General features: G+C 73.7%; 15 protein-coding genes. 8 read left to right on the top strand and 7 right to left on the bottom strand.

The annotated features are described in order from the left end of the window. Positions 1–243 precede the first annotated feature (243 nt). Entirely contained in the window at positions 244–1,494 is a 1,251-nt protein-coding gene (locus ACIO5D_RS18835) for an MFS transporter (RefSeq protein WP_400652813.1), read from the top strand. Positions 1,495–1,584: 90 nt separating this feature from the next. Here ACIO5D_RS18835 and ACIO5D_RS18840 read toward each other — a convergent pair whose 3' ends face one another. Continuing rightward, the gene (locus tag ACIO5D_RS18840; RefSeq protein WP_400796447.1) at positions 1,585–2,604 is read right to left on the bottom strand and encodes a DUF4158 domain-containing protein; all 1,020 of its coding nucleotides are present in this window, start codon (positions 2,602–2,604) and stop codon (positions 1,585–1,587) included. 369 nt (positions 2,605–2,973) lie between these two features. Here ACIO5D_RS18840 and ACIO5D_RS18845 point away from each other — a divergent pair, with 369 nt between their 5' ends. From ACIO5D_RS18845 to ACIO5D_RS18860, 4 genes are all read left to right on the top strand, one after another. Continuing rightward, positions 2,974–3,708 carry a hypothetical protein gene (locus ACIO5D_RS18845; protein ID WP_400796449.1) on the top strand — a complete coding sequence of 245 codons (735 nt, stop codon included), beginning with the start codon at positions 2,974–2,976 and terminating at the stop codon, positions 3,706–3,708. Positions 3,709–3,879: 171 nt separating this feature from the next. Then, positions 3,880–4,032, top strand: a complete 153-nt coding sequence (locus ACIO5D_RS18850) for a hypothetical protein (RefSeq protein ID WP_400796676.1) — start codon at positions 3,880–3,882, stop codon at positions 4,030–4,032. A 430-nt stretch (positions 4,033–4,462) separates the two neighbouring features. Then, complete coding sequence (locus ACIO5D_RS18855) at positions 4,463–5,458, top strand: CAP domain-containing protein (RefSeq protein ID WP_400652820.1); 996 nt, start codon at positions 4,463–4,465, stop codon at positions 5,456–5,458. A 150-nt stretch (positions 5,459–5,608) separates the two neighbouring features. Beyond that, positions 5,609–7,144: a sigma-70 family RNA polymerase sigma factor gene (locus tag ACIO5D_RS18860; protein ID WP_400796452.1), complete on the top strand. Its 1,536-nt coding sequence runs from the start codon at positions 5,609–5,611 to the stop codon at positions 7,142–7,144. 34 nt (positions 7,145–7,178) lie between these two features. On the opposite strand, the gene ACIO5D_RS18865 is transcribed toward ACIO5D_RS18860, so the two are convergent. Continuing rightward, complete coding sequence (locus ACIO5D_RS18865; RefSeq protein WP_363614401.1) at positions 7,179–7,433, bottom strand: hypothetical protein; 255 nt, start codon at positions 7,431–7,433, stop codon at positions 7,179–7,181. Between the two features lie 215 nt (positions 7,434–7,648). Here ACIO5D_RS18865 and ACIO5D_RS18870 point away from each other — a divergent pair, with 215 nt between their 5' ends. Further along, positions 7,649–8,749 carry a chemotaxis protein gene (locus ACIO5D_RS18870; protein WP_363614399.1) on the top strand — a complete coding sequence of 367 codons (1,101 nt, stop codon included), beginning with the start codon at positions 7,649–7,651 and terminating at the stop codon, positions 8,747–8,749. Between the two features lie 200 nt (positions 8,750–8,949). Continuing rightward, a complete protein-coding gene (locus tag ACIO5D_RS18875) occupies positions 8,950–10,212 on the top strand; it encodes a hypothetical protein (protein WP_400652825.1) in 1,263 nt (420 codons plus the stop codon). A gap of 249 nt (positions 10,213–10,461) precedes the next feature. Here the strand turns inward: ACIO5D_RS18875 and ACIO5D_RS18880 are convergent, their stop codons facing one another. The 3 genes from ACIO5D_RS18880 to ACIO5D_RS18890 all read right to left on the bottom strand — a co-directional run bounded on the left by ACIO5D_RS18880 (position 10,462) and on the right by ACIO5D_RS18890 (position 13,739). Beyond that, positions 10,462–11,397, bottom strand: coding sequence for a hypothetical protein (locus ACIO5D_RS18880; protein WP_400759375.1), 936 nt, complete (start codon positions 11,395–11,397; stop codon positions 10,462–10,464). Beyond that, on the bottom strand, positions 11,384–11,905 hold the full coding sequence (locus tag ACIO5D_RS18885) for a SigE family RNA polymerase sigma factor (RefSeq protein WP_400796455.1): 522 nt from the start codon (positions 11,903–11,905) through the stop codon (positions 11,384–11,386). The genes ACIO5D_RS18880 and ACIO5D_RS18885 overlap by 14 nt, the downstream gene beginning before the upstream one ends. 319 nt (positions 11,906–12,224) lie before the next feature. Continuing rightward, on the bottom strand, positions 12,225–13,739 hold the full coding sequence (locus ACIO5D_RS18890) for a M1 family metallopeptidase (protein ID WP_400796458.1): 1,515 nt from the start codon (positions 13,737–13,739) through the stop codon (positions 12,225–12,227). 326 nt (positions 13,740–14,065) lie between these two features. On the opposite strand from ACIO5D_RS18890, the gene ACIO5D_RS18895 reads away from it, so the two are divergent. Then, the gene (locus ACIO5D_RS18895) at positions 14,066–14,974 is read left to right on the top strand and encodes a carbohydrate kinase (RefSeq protein ID WP_400796461.1); all 909 of its coding nucleotides are present in this window, start codon (positions 14,066–14,068) and stop codon (positions 14,972–14,974) included. A 9-nt stretch (positions 14,975–14,983) separates the two neighbouring features. Here the strand turns inward: ACIO5D_RS18895 and ACIO5D_RS18900 are convergent, their stop codons facing one another. Both ACIO5D_RS18900 and ACIO5D_RS18905 read right to left on the bottom strand, forming a co-directional pair. Then, on the bottom strand, positions 14,984–15,547 hold the full coding sequence (locus tag ACIO5D_RS18900; protein ID WP_400652831.1) for a 2'-5' RNA ligase family protein: 564 nt from the start codon (positions 15,545–15,547) through the stop codon (positions 14,984–14,986). Beyond that, complete coding sequence (locus ACIO5D_RS18905) at positions 15,534–16,073, bottom strand: GNAT family N-acetyltransferase (RefSeq protein WP_400652833.1); 540 nt, start codon at positions 16,071–16,073, stop codon at positions 15,534–15,536. The genes ACIO5D_RS18900 and ACIO5D_RS18905 overlap by 14 nt, the downstream gene beginning before the upstream one ends. Between the last annotated feature and the right edge of the window lie 170 nt (positions 16,074–16,243).

The following is a 16,243-nucleotide window of genomic DNA, read 5'->3' on the forward strand; positions in this document are numbered from 1 at the left end:
TCGACCCCAGCTGTCAGCAAACCCTGTCATCATCCGCCATCGGATCTGATTGGATCGGCGCCGCCGTCGGGTCCCGGAAAGTCTGGGTTCATTGGACGCCCGGCGCGCCAGTCGTCATTCGTTCGTTTGCCGACACCGGCCTTCAGGGGATGGAACACGCGTCGGGGCCTGCGTCGCCGTTGGGGCACGCGATCTTCTTCGTACGACTGCGGCGGGTTCTGCGGTGCTGTTAGCCTGCGGTCCATGATCAAGGGCGGTTTGGCAGGTCGAATAGGCCGGATGGCGGGGGGCAGTGGGCCGGAGCGCGTGCTGGTCGCCGCCAGTTTCGTCAACCGGGTCGGCAATGGTCTGTTCAACGCGGCGTCGGCGCTCTATTTCACCTTGGTCGTGGGCCTGCCTGCGGTGCAGGTCGGCGCCGCGCTCACCATCGCCGGAGTGATCGGCTTGTGCGCGGGGATACCTGGGGGTCATCTCGCCGACCGGCGCGGTGCACGCGTGATCATGATGCTGGCCCTCGCGGTCCAGGCGGTATCGATGGCGGCCCTCGTCCTCGTCGAGAGCTGGGCCGCGCTCACGATCATCGCGACGGTCGACCAGATCGCCGCGGCGGCCGGAGGGGCGGCGTGGGGGGCTCTGGTGGCCCGGGTCGGGGGTGAGCGACCGGCCATGTTCCGGGCGAAGCTGCGCACCTTCGTCAACCTGGGCGTCGTCCTGGGAACGGCGGGTGCCGGGCTGGCGCTGGCCGCGGACACCCGCGGCGCCTATGTCACGCTGATTCTCGGCAACGCGGCGAGCTTCGCCCTGTGCGCGGTGCTTCTGCTTCTGCTGCCCCGCTATCCGGTGCTGGCAGCGCCACCGCGGCAGCGGCGCTGGCTCGTCTTCGCGGACCGTCCGTTCCTGACGTTCACCGCCCTCTACGGGGCCATGGGACTGCAGTACCCGGTGGTCTCCCTGCTCCTGCCGATCTGGATCTCCGAGCACACCGAAACGCCGCGTTGGACGGTGGCCGCGCTGTTCGCAGTCAATTCCGCCTTCTGCGTACTGATGCAGACCAAGATCGGCTCCCGTATCGAGACCCCGTACGACGGCGGCAGGGCGTTTCGCACTGCGGGGCTGCTCTTCCTCGTCAGCTGTCCGATGATGGCGCTGGCGGCGTACGCCCCTGTCTGGGCGGCAGCAGGACTGGTCCTGGCGGCGATCTTCGTCCATAGCCTGGGAGAGGTCTGGGAGTCCTCGGCGTGCTTCGCCCTGGGTTTCGGTCTTGCCCCCGACCATGCCCAGGGCCAGTACCAAGGTGTCCTCGGCCTCGGCTTCAACGCGGGCCAGGCTCTTGCCCCTGCGATCCTCACCACGGTGGTGCTAGGCCTCGGCACGGCGGGCTGGCTGCTGCTGGCGTTGTTCTTCGCAATGCTGGGTGCTGCTGGCCCATCTCTTGCCCGCTGGGGTATGCGGACCCGGCCGCAGCCGGGCGTTGCTGCGGAAGCGACGAGATGACCAGGGAGTAGGTGCCAGGAGCCTTCCGCGTGGCATGGAACAGTGCGTGTGCATCGCGTGGCCGCTGGAGTAGCGACATGACATGGGTGATCAGGCCGCCTGACCGTAGCCGTCCGGCGCGGCCGGGGCGTCACCGCGCAGCGGGCTGAAGTCGACGTCCAGATGCGGGTCGTACGCCTCGGGCACGAGGCCGAGCTCATGGGTGGAGTACTCGCCGAAGCGGCGGACGTGCTCGTTCGCGGCCAGCGACAGCTCGTGCCCGCGCACGCCGGGGGTGTGCCGGGCAGCCTCGTAGGGGCCCATGTCGGTGCCCTTCACGAAGGTGGTGATCACGTACCGGCCGAAGGGGTCTTTCAGCTTCGGCTCGTTGCCCGAGGCGGGGCCGAAGCGACGCCACCACTCCACCCAGTACGCCGTGCGGGAGATGATCCCGAGCAGGGAGCGCTCCGGCATCCGGGCCTTGATCTCCTGCTCCAGGGCCTTCGCTGACTGCTTCAGCCTGTTGTACTTCGTGGTGCCGGAAGTGTCCTTCTCCGACAGCAGCGCCAGCAGTTGTTCCCGGTGGGCCTCGCTGAGCTGGTCGTAGACGCCCATGCAGATCGCGGCGTTCACCTCGGTGCGGACCTTCGCCGCGAGCGCGTCCAGCGTGGTGAAGCCCAGCAGCTCCAGCCCGGCCTCCACGACCTTCTCCAGCGCGATGTTGATCAGGTCCGCCGGGCGGTTCTTCGACACGGCCTCGCTCCGCATTACCGCCTCGGCGATCTTCCGGGCCTTCGCCTTGTCGTACGACAAGCCCGTCCGCTGACGTACGGCGGTTCGCTGCCGCTCCGCCGTACGGTTCGCGGCCTTCGGCACCGTGCCCTCTGGCAGGTCCACCGCGCGGCGGACGAAGTCGACCACCGTCTCCGGGATCTCGTCCAGCTTAGGGAAGCACCCCATGCGCTGGTACGACTTCAGCGCGAGCAGCTGGGCCAGGAGGTGCTCGTCGCAGTCGGTCCGGCCGGCAACCCACTCGACCTCGTCACGGCTCGGCGCGAAGAACAGATGCAGCTCATGCGCGGTGATCAGCCGCTTGAACCGCGGATACGCGGTCCTCTCGATCGAGGTCACAGCCCACCCCGCCCCTGAGGGAATCCAACATCACCACCAACGACACTGGGCTCGCACAATCGGACCTGCCAGGGACGTTGCGTTGGCAGTACTTGGGATCACGGTGGCGACTGCGCCGGCCTGGCGCGGCTCCTTCACTCCGTCGGGCGACTGAGCTGGGAAACGCCGCCGTCTCGCATCTGATGCGAAAAACTCGCGTCCAATGCGATCGACGGAGAGTGATGGCGATGGGTGAGGACGGCCTGGCACCGGGGTCTGCTCGCCTCCACCTGGTCGATGGCCTGCCGATGCTGCGGCCGGGCGAGCAGGTCTTCGAAGCGATGCTCCAGGGCTGGCGCAACCCGTGGGAAGGCCCACTACCCTGGGGCGATGCTGCTTCCCACCGTCCCGCGCATCCGCCTGCGGGCCGCCGTTCAGCCGGCTATCGACACGCCATTCGGCCCGCTGACCTTCACCACGGCCATTGGGAACACGGGCCTTCCGCTGCTGCCCGATGAGCTGTTCGAGCTGCCGGGCGGCCGCACGGTTGCCCGCTGGGTCCGTCCCGCGGCCCGCGTAGAGCTGCTGCTGACCCCGTACGATCCCGAGCTCGACCCCGAGACCTGGGGGCCGCTGACCGACTGCCGTGCGGCGGTCTGGCGGATCGACGCCTTTGCTCCGCTCGGCCGTGTGCAGTTCTCGACGGGGCTGTCGGCGCGGCTTCCGGAGGGTGCCGACGCGGGGTACGACGGGGGGCAGGCACTGGCCGCGATCACGGTGGAGGACGAGAAGACCCGGCTCACCGTCGGGGGTGACGACGCGGAGGCGATCTGCTGGGCGGCCGACGCGGGCGAGGTGCCCCGACGATGGGCGGCGCTGATCGACGAGGTGCACAACCACTCGTTCAGCACGTGGGGCGTGGACTTCGGCCACAACGGCATGTCCTGGACGCTGCCCCCGCTGGAGGCCGGTGACCACTGTGAACTGCCGGTGATCGCTGCCTGGGCTCCGGTCACGGACGAGAGCGCGAACACTTGGTACGCCGTCATGGCATCGCCAACGGTGCTGCTGCGTCAGGTTGCTGCCGAGTCGGCACAGCGGGCCGACGCTCCAGAAGCCGGCTGATCACGATCTGAGCCGAAGACGGATCGACGCGACGGTGACCGCGCCGTGGAAGACGTAGGCGCGCTTGTCATAGCGCGTGGCCAGGCTCGGACGCCTGGCACGCGCACGCAGACCAGTACGCCACCCGGCGCCCGGCCCAGCCCTTCCTGCGCTGGTGCATGGACAACGACCATGCCCCGAGTCTTCACGGCGGCCGTCCCCTTGACCACCGCTCAGCTGATCGAGACCGCGGAGGAAGCGGATCGACTGAGCGCGCGTGAGGACCACGGCGTGTGGCAGCCCGTTTCGCAGGGCTTTGCCGAGGAGTGCCCGGACTTCCCCTGACAGCGAGGGCTTCCTTGGTGCCTTCTGACATGGTTGGGCGCCTTCGCACGTTGTCCGCGCCAGACAGCGATAGCCATGGCGATCGACGTCCGCCGAGCTCGCGTTGATCACTCAGCGCGAGCTCCATTCGGACTCGGCTGCGAACAGACGACGCCTGAACAAGCGAGCTCACCAGTCTCAACCCCCGGTTCCGTGGACCACCGCGGACGACGGCCACCGGGCCCGGAGCACGGGCACCCGGGTCACCCCGCCCGGCCCACGCCCGTCACCCGCGCGATGGCCCCGGACGCCGCTGTGCCGCGCGCGGGCGGGCGGGCCCGTGCGGTGGGGATCGGAAATTCGTTCGGACTTTCTGTTATCGGCGCGCCGCCGGGAGGTCTCCCAGGTGTCGGCACCCGTACCCGCCGACCCGAACAGGAAGCGTGCTCAGGTGAACAGCGAAGACAGGACGACGATTCTCCCGGCGGCCGGGCGCCCCGGTGGCCGGGCCGAGCGGCGCGCCGCCGCCGTGCGGCGGGGGCGTGGGCGGCGGGCCCGTCGGCGGAGCGGGGTCGGTCCGGTGGTGGCCGTGATCGCCGCCGTGGCCGGTACCGGGGTGATCGCCGCGCTCGCCGGCGCCGGGTACGCGGCGTACGACGGGGCGGACGGCGACCGGGACGGCCGGCGGGCGGTGGCGCTCGACCCGCAGATCGCGGCGGAGGCGGGGAACCACGACGGCGTCCAGGTGCCCGGCGCGGGCGGCGTCGACTCCGCTCTCCTCGCCGGCCCGGCCGGCTCCCCGTCCGCCGCCGACCCGGCGCAGGCCGCGTCCGCGTCCCCTGCGACCACCGGCCCCGCGACCACCGGCCCCGCGGCCCCTACTGGCGTGACTCCGCCGTCCACCCCTGCCGCACCGGCCGTGCCGACCCCGTCCGCGCCCGTCAAGTCCGGCCCGGGCGCCACCGCCAGGCCGACCGCGGACACCGCGGCCACCGGGGCCGCCTCCGCCGCGGCGACGTCCGCGGCCCCGAAGAACGCCGGGGCGCCCGCGAGCGGTACCTCGGCGCAGTTCGCCCAGCAGGTGGTGGACCTGGTCAACGCCCAGCGCGCCCAGCAGGGTTGCGGTCCGCTCACCGCCGAACCCCGGCTGGCCGCGGCCGCGCAGGGGCACAGCGAGGACATGGCGGCGCGTAACTTCTTCGACCACGCCAGCCCCGAGGGCTACCACGCGGACCACCGGATAGACGCGACCGGCTACCGCTGGAGCACCTGGGGCGAGAACATAGCGCGCGGTCAGAAGGACCCGGCCGCCGTGATGGAGTCCTGGATGAACAGCCCGGGCCACCGCGCCAACATCCTCAACTGCGCGTTCAAGCAGATCGGCGTCGGCGTGCGGACCGGCTCCGGCGGCCCCTGGTGGACGCAGGTCTTCGCGGCTCCGTCCTGACCGGCCGGCCTCACGCGAGCGCCCGCTCCAGTGCACCGTGCAGGGTCCCCGTTTTCCGAATCCGCGTAAATTGTTGTTATCTGATCACTCCCCAGAGGTCTCCGAGGAGGCAGCGGCGGACGGAAGAACGGCAAGACGGAGTGCGGACCCATGAACGTTGACGTGCAGAACAGGACCGGGACGACCCTGGTGCTCGCGGCCCAGGCGGGCGACCCGCAGGCCCGGGAGGCGCTGGTTGCCACCTGGCTGCCGTTGGTCTACAACGTCGCCGGGCGCGCGCTGAACGGCCACGCCGACGTCGACGACATCGCGCAGGAGACCATGATCCGCGCGCTGGACGGCCTGGACGGGCTGCGCGACCCGGAGTCCTTCCGTTCCTGGCTGGTCGCGATCACCATGAACCAGGTCCGCCGCCGGTCCGCGAGCCAGCAGCAGACGGCCGTCGGCGGCCTTGACGAGACCTGGGAACTGCCCGACCCCGAAGGCGACTTCACCGACCTCACCATCCTGCGCCTGGGCCTGTCCGGCCAGCGCAGGGAGGTCGCCGAGGCCACCCGATGGCTGGACCCGGACGACCGCGAACTGCTCGCCCTGTGGTGGCTGGAGGCCTGCGGCGAACTCACCCGCGCCGAACTCACCGAGGCGCTCGACCTGACGCCGCAGCACACGGCCGTCCGGATCCAGCGGATGAAGAAGCAGCTGGAGGCGGGGCGCCTGGTGGTCCGGGCGCTCACCGCCTACCCGCGCTGCCCGGAGCTGGCCGACCTCACCGCGGGCTGGGACGGCGCCCCGGGTTCGGTGTGGCGCAAGCGCATCGTCCGGCACATCCGGGCCTGCCCCGCCTGCGACCGGCTGGGGCGCGACCTCTTCCCGGCCGAGGGGCTGCTGGCCGGCCTGGTCCTGGTGCCCTTCCCGTCGGGTTCGCCGACCGCCCTTCCGGTGCAGCCCACCGCGGCCGCGGGCCTGGCCGACCCGAGCGGGGGGCCCGGTGGCCGGGGCGGTCCCACCCGGCGGAGGGCGGCTGTCGCGGGCGGCGCGGCCGCGGTGCTGGCGGTGACGACCCTCGCGCTGGTCTGGCCGCACCACGCCGCCCCCGAGTCGCCCGCGACCGAACCGACCACCCCGGCGGGCGCACCGGACACACTGGTGGCGGCGATACCGACCCCGCCCACGACGACGCCCCCGACCCCGCCGACGACGGCCGAGCCGGTGACGGCCCCGGCCGCTCCGCTGCCCACCCGGGCGCCCGAGCCCGCGCCGACGACGCCAACGCCCGTCAGTGCCAGGCCGACCGCCCCGCCGAGCCCGGAGCGCCAGCTCGTCGACCTGGTCAACGCCGAGCGCGCCAGGGCCGGTTGCGGCCCGCTGCGGATCGACCCCAAGCTGCACGCGGCCGCCCAGAAGCACGCCGAGGACATGGTGACCCGCGCCTTCTTCGACCACGTCAACCCGGACGGCGCGCGGGCGGACGCGCGGCTCGCCGCCGCCGGTTACCGCTGGTCCCAGTGGGGCGAGAACCTCGACCGGGGACCGGGATCGGCCGCCGCCGTCTTCTCCCGCTGGATGGACGGCGGAATTCACCAGTCCAACATGCTGGACTGCGGCTTCAAGGACGTCGGCGTCGGCGTCGCGACCGGCCCCGGTGGCCCCTACTGGACCCAGGACCTCGGTACCGCGCTCGGCTGAGGGTGCGGCCGGACCTGCCGCGCGGGGGCCGGCGTCAGGCGGGAATCAGCCGGATCAGACCGGGCGCCTGCCCGGTCACATAGCCCGTCCCCTCGCCGACCACACCGCCGGCGTCCCCGACCGGGCCCTGGAGGCCGTCCGGTACCGCGTCGAGCGCTCCGCCGTGCTGGAGCGGGCCGGTCAGATTCCCCTGGCCGCCGATCGCGCTGGCGTGTGCGCTGGGAGCGGTCAGGGAGGCCACGACGCCCACGGCGAGCGAGGCGACGGCGAGCATGCTGCGCTTCTTCATGCCCCGCCCAACGATGCTCCGCCACCCGGGTTACGGGTGCCGGCGGGAGTCCACTCGTTCTTGTCCGGCCACCCCGGCGCGAGCGGCCCGCGGGCACCTTTCCGGTGGCGCGGAGCACAGGACGGCGGTGGGATGGGGAAGGGTCGGAGATTAAACCCGACAAAACAGCACATTGACTGACCAAGTCGAGGCAACCGCGACAAGAAGGGCACCTGATGTACGCAGCCGAGCTCACGCCAGCCGTCCTCGCCGAGCTGCGCCGCCCCCGGCGCTACCCGGCCGTCTCCGTTCTGCTGCCCACCCACCGCAGCGAGCCGGACAACGCCCAGGACCCGGTGCGCCTGCGCAATCTGATCGCCGAGGCGAAGAACCGGCTGCACGCCGACGAGGCGGTCTCCCGGGCCGACCGGATCGACGTGGTCGAGCAGTTGGACCGGGCCCTGACCGAGGTCGACCTGGTGCACGCCGAGGACGGCCTGGTGATCTTCGCAGCGCCCGGTGAGCACCAGGTGTGGTCGCTGCCGCGCACCGTGCCCGCCCGCGTGGTGCTCTCCGAGACCTTCCTGACCCGCAACCTGGTCTCCGCCTACACGGCCGGCGCCCCGTACTGGGTGCTGACCGTCGCCGCCGACCGGGTCGCCCTGTTCAGCGGGGCCGGGCCGCGGCTGGTCGAGCACGCCGCGGACGGCTTCCCGCTGGACCAGGTCCCGCCGGACTGGGACGTGGAGCGGAAGGAGCGGATCGGCGACGTGCCCAGCACCTTCCGCGACGAGGAGACCCGCCGGTTCCTGCGTGAGGCCGACACGGCGCTCGCCACCCTGCTGGAGGCCGACCCGCGCCCGCTGTACGTGCTCGGCGAGGCCGCCGCGCTCGCCCTGCTGGACGAGGTGGGCGCCGCCGCCAAGCGCGCCGCCGCCCAGGTGCCCAGGGGCGGCCTCGGCCACGCCCAGCCCGCCGCCGTCGCCGAGGCCGTCCGGGCCACCGTCGCCCAGCAGGAGCAGAAGGCCGTCGCCGAACTGCACAAGCGCCTCGACCAGGCCCAGAGCGACAAGGGACTGGCCGCCGGGATCGACGAGGTCTGGCAGAGCGTCGCCGAGGGCCGGGCCGCCGTGGTGGCGGTCGAGGAGGACTACTGGGAGCCGGTCAGGGTGACCGACAACCACCTGGTGCCCGCCCCCGCCGGCGAGCCCGACGTCCGCGAGGACATGGTCGACGAGATCGTCGAACGGGCGCTGGACACGGGGGCCAAGGTCCTCTTCGTCCCCGCCGACGAACTCGCCGGCCGAGGCCGGATCGCCGCCGCCCTGCGGTACTGACCGACGCCCCGCCCGCCCCGCCCTTCGGCCCCGGCCTTGCCAGACCGGGGCCGACGGCATGTCCGCCGTCGTGGGGCCGGGGTCGGTGTGGCCGGCGCCGGTGCCGCTGACCGTCGGTGATTGCGGTGGACCGGCTGCCGGGCGTGCGCGGCGACGCTAGGGTGCTGCACGGATCGGGGCGCGGAGAGGGTGGGGGCGGCATGCGATTCCTGTTCGTGCACGGCACCGGGGTACGGCGCGAGGGGTACGACCCGCTGTTCGAGCTGGTCGCCCGCGAGCTGGGTGCCCGGTTCCCGGACGCCGGGGTGGAGCCCTGCTACTGGGGGGACGAGTACGGCGCGACGCTGAGCGCGGGCGGCGCCTCGATCCCGGGCTTCGCCGGCCTGTCCGGCGGCGGCCGGCCGGAGCCCGTCGAGCCCGCGGGGCTGGTCGGCCGGGCGGACGGCGGCTGGACGCTGCTGTTCGTCGATCCGCTCTGCGAGCTGCGTGTCCTGGCCGAACCGCCCGGCGAGGACGACGGGTTCGGCGCGCCCGGCACTCGGACGCCCGGGCAGGCCGTCGGCGAGCACCTGGCCGCGCTCGCCGCCGACACCGTCGATGCCGACGCCGTTTCCGCCGCCGCCGACCAGCTGACCGCCGTCCTGGCCGCCACCGGTCTGGCCCGGCACCTCCCCGGCGCCCTCCAACGGCTCGCCGCCGCCGAGGAGTTCACCGGGGCCTGCGAACAGGCCGCCGACCCGGCGGCGGCCGCCGAACTCACCGCCGTCACCGCCCGCGCGCTCACGGCCGAACTGCTCACCGCCGCCGGCTCCGAGGCGCTCTGCACCGCCGAGGAGCGCGACCGGCTGGTCGAACTCCTCGCCGACCGCCTCGGCGGCGCCGCCCGCGGACCGCTCGGCCGGACGGCGGGCGTCCTCGGCAAGCTCGGGATGCGCCTCGGCGGCCAGCGGCTGCTGGACCGTCATCGCGGCGCCCTGACCGTCGGCGCCACCCCCGCGCTCGGCGACATCCTGCGCTACCAGGCGCGCGGCGGCCCGCTGCGCGCCTACCTGGCGGAGCGGATCGCCGCCGCCCCGGGCCCGACCGTCGTCATCGGGCACAGCCTCGGCGGCATCGCCCTGGTGGACTCGCTGGCCCTCGCCGCCGCCCGCCGGGAGGCACCGGAGGGGCTGCGCCTGCTGGTCACCGTCGGCTCGCAGGCCCCCTTCCTGCACGAACTCGGCGCGCTCAACGGCCTTGAGCCCGGCGCCGCCCTGCCGCCCGGCTTCCCCGCCTGGCTGAACGTCTACGACCCCGCGGACCTCCTCGGCTACCGGGCCGCCCCGGTCTTCCCCGGCGATGCCAGGGTCACCGACCACGAGGTGACCAGTCGGCAGCCGTTCCCGTACTGCCACAGCGCCTACTTCAAGCTCCCCGCCCTGTACGACCGGATCGCCGCCGCCGTGGCCGGCGCCGCTTCCTGAGCCGGGGTCGCTCCGTCGGCCGGCACGTCGCCTGACACGTCGTCCGCCGGAGTCGCCGGGTGCCCCTCGCCGCCGACGTCCCCCGTCCGCTGCCCGACCGGGTGTTCGCCGTCGGCACCGAGGCGTGCCGGGCGGGCTCCGAGCCCCCTTACCGACCCGCTCACGAGCGGCAGCACCGGCCCCGGCGAGGGCATGACGGGGTGGGGCATGGCGGTACCGCCTCGGTGAAGAGCGTGGCGGGGGAGCGGGTCAGCCGCGGCGGCTGCCCGGGGCGGCGGGGGCGTTCCCGGTGACGCGGACCGAGCTGAGGATCTGCTGCACCGACTGCAGGGTCCGCTCGGACGGCTTGTTCAGACAGGCCTTCAGTTCGACCACCGTCACCTGGTCGGCCTCGGCGACCGTCCGGTGGCCGAGGAGGGCGAGGGTGCCGCCGAGGCCGAAGCAGTCCTTGTCGAGCCCGGCTTCGGCCGCCGGCTCGCTGGTTCCGGACAGCTTGGCGGCGAGGGTCTGGTCGTCGATCAGTCCGATGGCGATCAGCGCGCCGTCTTCGCCCAGTTCGTCGGCCGGTGCCGTGGCGCACGCGCTCTGCTTCGCCGTGCAGGACGGCCTCACCGTGAGCGGCTGGGAGGCCAGGTAGCCGGTGCTCCGGCGCGGGTCGGCGGACGGGATGAGCAGGGTGGACCAGCCGATCGGCATGTAGACGACCAGTCCGCCGAGCTCCGGGAAGCCGACGGGCCGCACGGGGTATCCGAAGGCGCCGCCGGGCCCGGCGGAGGTCGGGGCCGGCGAAGCGGTGACGGTCGGGGAAGCGGCGGCGGTCGGCGCCGGCGGCGTGGCCGCCGGACGGATGACCCCGGCCGGCGGCGCGGGCGCGATGGCCGGGGCGGCGGCCAGTGCGGCGGCGACCAGACCGGTGGTCAGCCCGGCCGCGAGCCCGGCGGTCCGCCTGCGGCGACGGGTCCGGGCGGCGCGTTCGAGGACCCGGTCCAGCAGGTCGGCCGGAGGCGGGAGGTGGGGAGCGGCCTGCCGCAGCAGGTACCGCAGCTCCTGCTCCTCCTCCGTGTCGGCGGCCGAAGACCCGCCGGAGCGGCCGGAGCCGGGCCGCTCGAAGCCCGAGCGGTCGAACTCCGAGCGGTCGAACTCCAGGGGGCCGGACTCCGGATGGGTGCCATCAGATCCCGTCACGGAGTCCCCCGTCCAGCATCAGTTCCCGGGAGGGCAGCTTGCCGCGCAGCGCCTGCAAGGCGCGATGGGTCTGGCTCTTGACCGTCCCCGGATTGCAGCCCAGCGCCTCGGCCGTGTCCTCGACGCTGAGGTCCTCGAAGTACCGCAGCACCACCACGGCCCGCTGGCGCGGTGGCAGCGCCCGCACGGCCGCGGCCACCACCTGGCCGACCACCACGTCCTCGAACGGGTCCGTGTGCACCGGGGACTCCGGCAGTTCGCCGTGCGGCAGCTCCCCGTGCCAGCGCCGCCGCCACCAGGAGACGTGCGAGTTCACCAGCACCCGGCGCACGTACGCCTCCGGCCGGTCGATGGAGATCTTCTCCCAGCGGGGCCAGACCTTGGCCAGCGCCGTCTGCAGCAGATCCTCGGCCAGATGCGGATCGCCGGTCAGCAGCCAGGCCATGCGCAGCAGGCGTGGGCTGCGGGCGGCGACGAACTCCTCGAAGTCCGGTGTCGCGTCCCTCATCGTGCCGCCCCCGCCATGGTGTTCCCGTCGTTCCTGTCAGCAGTGCCGGCCGTGCCGGCGGTCGTGGTGTTCGTCTCACGGCTGCATGAACGCGATGGGAGTCCGTACGGGTTGCCTGCCGAAGGCGGCCATTTTTCCGGACGTGTTGGACGGCCCGCGAGCCGGCCGGAACTCGGCCGGGCGGCGGGCGGGCCGTGGGCACCACGATGCGCCCGCCGGTCCCCACCGCACAGGGGCGCGTGGACGGCGCCCTGGCGCACCGCCCCGGCGCGCCGGGGCAGCACGGCGTACCCGCCCACGACGGACGGGCTCGCCAGGGTCAGAGCGTCCCGGTGCCGCGCGGCGTGCCCGCCGGCCCGCGGACGGCGGGTCCGGCCGGATCGACCGGCGTCACCGTCCAGTCCGGGTGGCCCGGCATCGGCGGGGTGCGCCGCCCGTAGAGCCAGTCGGTGAGGAAGCCCGTCAGGTCCTCGCCGGAGACCTCGGAGGCCGTCCGCAGGTAGTCGGCGGTGGTGGCGGTGGCGTACCGGTGCCGTCGGAGGAAGGCCCGCTCGATCCGGTCGAAGGCGGTCGCCCCGACCCGCTCGCGCAGCGCGAACAGCACCAGCGCGCCGCCGGTGTAGCGCTGGCTGTCGAAGAGGTTCACGGCGTTCGGCGCGGCGACCGGCCCGGAGTCGTGGCGCCACTGGTCGCCCCTGGCGTAGAGGTCGCGCATCCGGTCCGTCAGAGCGGTGAAACCGCCCGGGTCCGGCCAGCCGCGCTCGTAGCGGTACATCAGGCCGTAGAAGTCGGCGTGGCCCTCGTTCAGCCAGAGGTCCGCCCAGCTGCGCGGCGAGACGCTGTCACCGAACCACGAGTGGATCAGCTCGTGCATCATGTGCGAGCCGATCGCGGGCTCGGGCCGGCGCAGGAAGTCCGGTTTGTAGAGGGTGAGGGTCTGCGTCTCCAGACCGGTGAAGCCGAAGGCGGCCGGGTCGTCGCTGTTGACGGGCAGCAGCCCGTACGTCTCGAACGGGAAGCGTCCGAGACGCTGTTCGGCCCACTCCAGCTGGGCGGGGGTGAGCGCGAGGGCCGGCTCCAGACCGGCGGCGCGGGCGGTCGGGACGACGTCCCGCAGCGGGAGCCCGTGCGGGCCGGAACGCTCGCGCACGGTGTAGTCGCCGACCGCCACCTGCAGCAGCTCCGTCGCCATCGGCTCACGCGACACGTACCGCCGGGTGGTCCGCCCGTCGCCGGCCGGTTCGGTGGCGGCGAGCCGCCCGTTGGCGACGCCGAGCACGTCGTCCGGCGCGGTGACACTGATCGTGAAGCGGGCCTTGTCGCTCGGGTGGTCGTTGCAGGGGAAGACGGTGTGGGCGCTGTCGGGCTGTCCGGCGACGGCGAAGCCGTCGGGCGTGGGCACCCAGCCGGTGTGCGGCAGCCGGGCCCTCGGGTCGGCCGTGTAGTCGACGGACACCCGCAGCAGGGCGCCCCGCGGCACCGCCCTGGCCGGAACGACGGTCAGCTTCTCGTCGTGCGTGCGGAACGCCGCGGGGTGGCCGTCGACCCGGACGCTTCGGACGTCCAGCCCGAGCGCGTCCAGCTCCAGGCCCGGCAGCGCGGTGAGCGCGCGGGCGGTGAGCACGGTGCGGCCGTCCACGGTGCGGGTGTCGGGCCGGTAGTCGAACGAGAGGTCGTAGGCGAGCGCGTCGTAGCCCGGGTTGCCGAGCGCGGGGAAGACCGGGTCGCCGAGGCCGTCCGCCGCCGCGGCGGACGGCACGGTGGCGCAGAGCACCGCCGAGGCGAGCGCGAGGGCGACGGCGAGGCTGGAACGGGTCCTGGGGATGGTGACCACCGCTTTCGTGTCCTGCTGTTCGGGCCTTGGGCCGGGTCCTGGGCGACCGGCGCCGTTGAGTGACCTTCCGGACACGGATCGTAGTGGAGGGGCTGGGCGGTCCGGGACGCCTCCGAGGCCTGCGGCGTCCCCCGAACGGGTCAGTCCGGTAGCCGGTCGGCAGCGGACTGTCATAACGTTCGAAGTGCTCCGCCCCCTGACGGACGGGGCCACGGCCGTCGGAGAACCTGGCCAGGTCCGGCGGCCGTCCTTCATGTCCGGGCCCGCCTGCCCGTAGGCTGGGCGGCTGCAACCCACGCTGACGTTCCGGACCGGCAGGAGCAGCCTTGACCAGCCCCGCCCCGAGCTTCCTGGTGATCGGTGAGTGCGTCGCCGACATCGTCCGTACGGACGGCGCGCCCGACCGGGTCCACCCCGGCGGCAGCCCCGCCAACGTCGCGTACGGGCTGGCGCGGCTCGGGCTGCCGACCGCGCTGCTCACCCAGCTCGGCGCCGACCCCAACGGCCGGCTGATCCGGGCACACCTGGAGTCCGCGGGTGTCACCGTCCTCGCGGACGCCGAGGAGGGTGCCCGGACGCCGTCCGCGGTGGTCGAGCTGGACGAGCAGGGCCGGGCGCGCTACACCTTCGACATCGGCTGGACGCTGACGCCGCGCGATCTCCCGTACACGCCGGGCCACTTGCACATCGGGTCCATCGCGGCCGTCGGAGAACCCGGGGCGTCGGCCGTGCTCGCCCTGGTGGAACGCTTCCGCTCCCGGGCCACCGTCAGCTACGACCCGAATGTGCGGCCCGCGCTGATGGGCGAACGGGAGCAGGCCGTCCGGCGGGTCGAACGCTGCGTGGCGCTCAGTGACCTGGTCAAGGCCAGCGACGAGGACCTGGCCTGGCTCTACCCGGGGCAGGACCCGGAGCAGGTGGCCCGGCGCTGGCTCGGCCTCGGCCCGGCCGTGGTCGCCGTCACCCGGGGCGGTGACGGCGCCTTCGCCCTCACCGCGGACGGGCGGCGGGTGGAGGCGGCCGCGGTACCCGTGACGGTCGCCGACACGGTGGGCGCCGGTGACGCCTTCATGGCCGCCCTGTTGCGCGCCCGCCACTCCGGTGCCGCCCTCGCCGAGGCGCTCGTCGAGGCGGTCACGGCCGCCGCCCTCACCGTCGCCCGGACCGGCGCCAACCCGCCCGACGCCGGCGAACTGCGCGCCGCTCTGCGCGCCGGTACGCCGGGCGTCGGCTGAGCCGGGCGCCTACTGGTCCGCCGGTGCCGCCGGTGCCGTTCGCGGCTCCGGTGCGCCCAGCCAACGGGACTGCTGCGCCTCGGAGTCGAAACTGCGGGCGGCGGTGAGGACGCCGGTGAGGTCGGGGTGGCGGCCGAGGAGGGCGTGGGCCCGGGTCAGGGCGTCCGGCGTGAGCCGGCGGGTGAGACCGAGGTGCGGGGACCAGCGGCCGGGGACGTAGTGCGGGTCGGGTTCCTCGGCGTCGGCGAGGATCTGCCAGACCCGGTGGTGGAGCAGGATCAGGTCCACGGTGGGCACGACCGACCAGGAGAGCACCCGGCGCCTGCTGCGTGCGGCGAAGGAGAGCAGGCCGGTCAGCCGGACGGTCAACGGCAGTGCGTCGGCGAGGAGTTCGTCGAGGCGCGCCGGGGCGTCGGCCGGCATCCGGGCGCAGGAGGCCAGGGTGAGGTGCGGGCGGTGGTCGGGGTGGGTGTTGTGGGCGAGGCTGTCCACGCCGCCGTCGGCGAGCGTCTGCCAGACCGCGCGTACGGCGCGGTCGAAGGAGGCGTCGCAGACCAGCTCAACGGTCTGCATGGGCGGGCGCCGTGATGTCCTTGCCGTACCAGACCTGGGCGTACGGCCCGCTGCTGTACGCCGGGATCTCGCGGTATCCGTGTCGCGAGTAGAGCGCGCGGGCCTCGACCAGGTCGAGCCGGGTGTCCAGCACGATCCGCTCGGCGCCGAGCGCGCGGGCGGCCTCGTCCACGGCGGCCAGCAGCCGGGCGCCGCCGCCGGTGCCGCGCAGACCGGGCCGGACGAAGACCCTGGTCAGCTCGACCGTGCGGGCGTCCCGCACCCGCAGACCGGCACAGGACTGGGCCTCGCCGCGGTAGCGGCCGAGCAGGAAGAGCCCGGTGGGCCCGGCGAGGTCGTCACTCGGCGAGCCGGCCAGGCCGGCCTCGATCTCCTCGGGCGTGCCCTCGCGGCCGAGGTGCAACCGGTAGTACCGGTTGGCGACATCGGTGTAGTACTCGCGCAGCAGCGCCAGCGCCTCCTCGGAGCCGACATCGGCCCGGGCGACGGCCCAGGGATCGGTGGTACGCGGCGCACTGTTCGTCATGCGCGCATTATCGGTGGCGGCCCACCCCGCCCGCGAACCGTTTTCCCAGGCCGACGGGGGTGCGCCCGACGCCCGGGCTAGGCTGCCGAGCGTGAACCCGAGCCCGGATCCCGGGCGCACCACGCGGGGCCCGCGCTGCTGCACCGGGTGCACCCCGGACGGGGGCTGGT

Origin of the sequence: Kitasatospora sp. NPDC087315 (assembly GCF_044744345.1) — a bacterium.
Lineage (GTDB): Bacteria > Actinomycetota > Actinomycetes > Streptomycetales > Streptomycetaceae > Kitasatospora.

Coding starts and splice junctions, on each gene's coding strand:
- ACIO5D_RS18885 (WP_400796455.1), bottom strand. CDS start 11,905: ATGAGGGACGCGACACCGGACTTCGAGGAGTTCGTCGCCGCCCGCAGC.
- ACIO5D_RS18870 (WP_363614399.1), top strand. CDS start 7,649: ATGTACGCAGCCGAGCTCACGCCAGCCGTCCTCGCCGAGCTGCGCCGC.
- ACIO5D_RS18850 (WP_400796676.1), top strand. CDS start 3,880: ATGCCCCGAGTCTTCACGGCGGCCGTCCCCTTGACCACCGCTCAGCTG.
- ACIO5D_RS18860 (WP_400796452.1), top strand. CDS start 5,609: ATGAACGTTGACGTGCAGAACAGGACCGGGACGACCCTGGTGCTCGCG.
- ACIO5D_RS18905 (WP_400652833.1), bottom strand. CDS start 16,073: ATGACGAACAGTGCGCCGCGTACCACCGATCCCTGGGCCGTCGCCCGG.
- ACIO5D_RS18835 (WP_400652813.1), top strand. CDS start 244: ATGATCAAGGGCGGTTTGGCAGGTCGAATAGGCCGGATGGCGGGGGGC.
- ACIO5D_RS18900 (WP_400652831.1), bottom strand. CDS start 15,547: ATGCAGACCGTTGAGCTGGTCTGCGACGCCTCCTTCGACCGCGCCGTA.
- ACIO5D_RS18865 (WP_363614401.1), bottom strand. CDS start 7,433: ATGAAGAAGCGCAGCATGCTCGCCGTCGCCTCGCTCGCCGTGGGCGTC.
- ACIO5D_RS18875 (WP_400652825.1), top strand. CDS start 8,950: ATGCGATTCCTGTTCGTGCACGGCACCGGGGTACGGCGCGAGGGGTAC.
- ACIO5D_RS18845 (WP_400796449.1), top strand. CDS start 2,974: ATGCTGCTTCCCACCGTCCCGCGCATCCGCCTGCGGGCCGCCGTTCAG.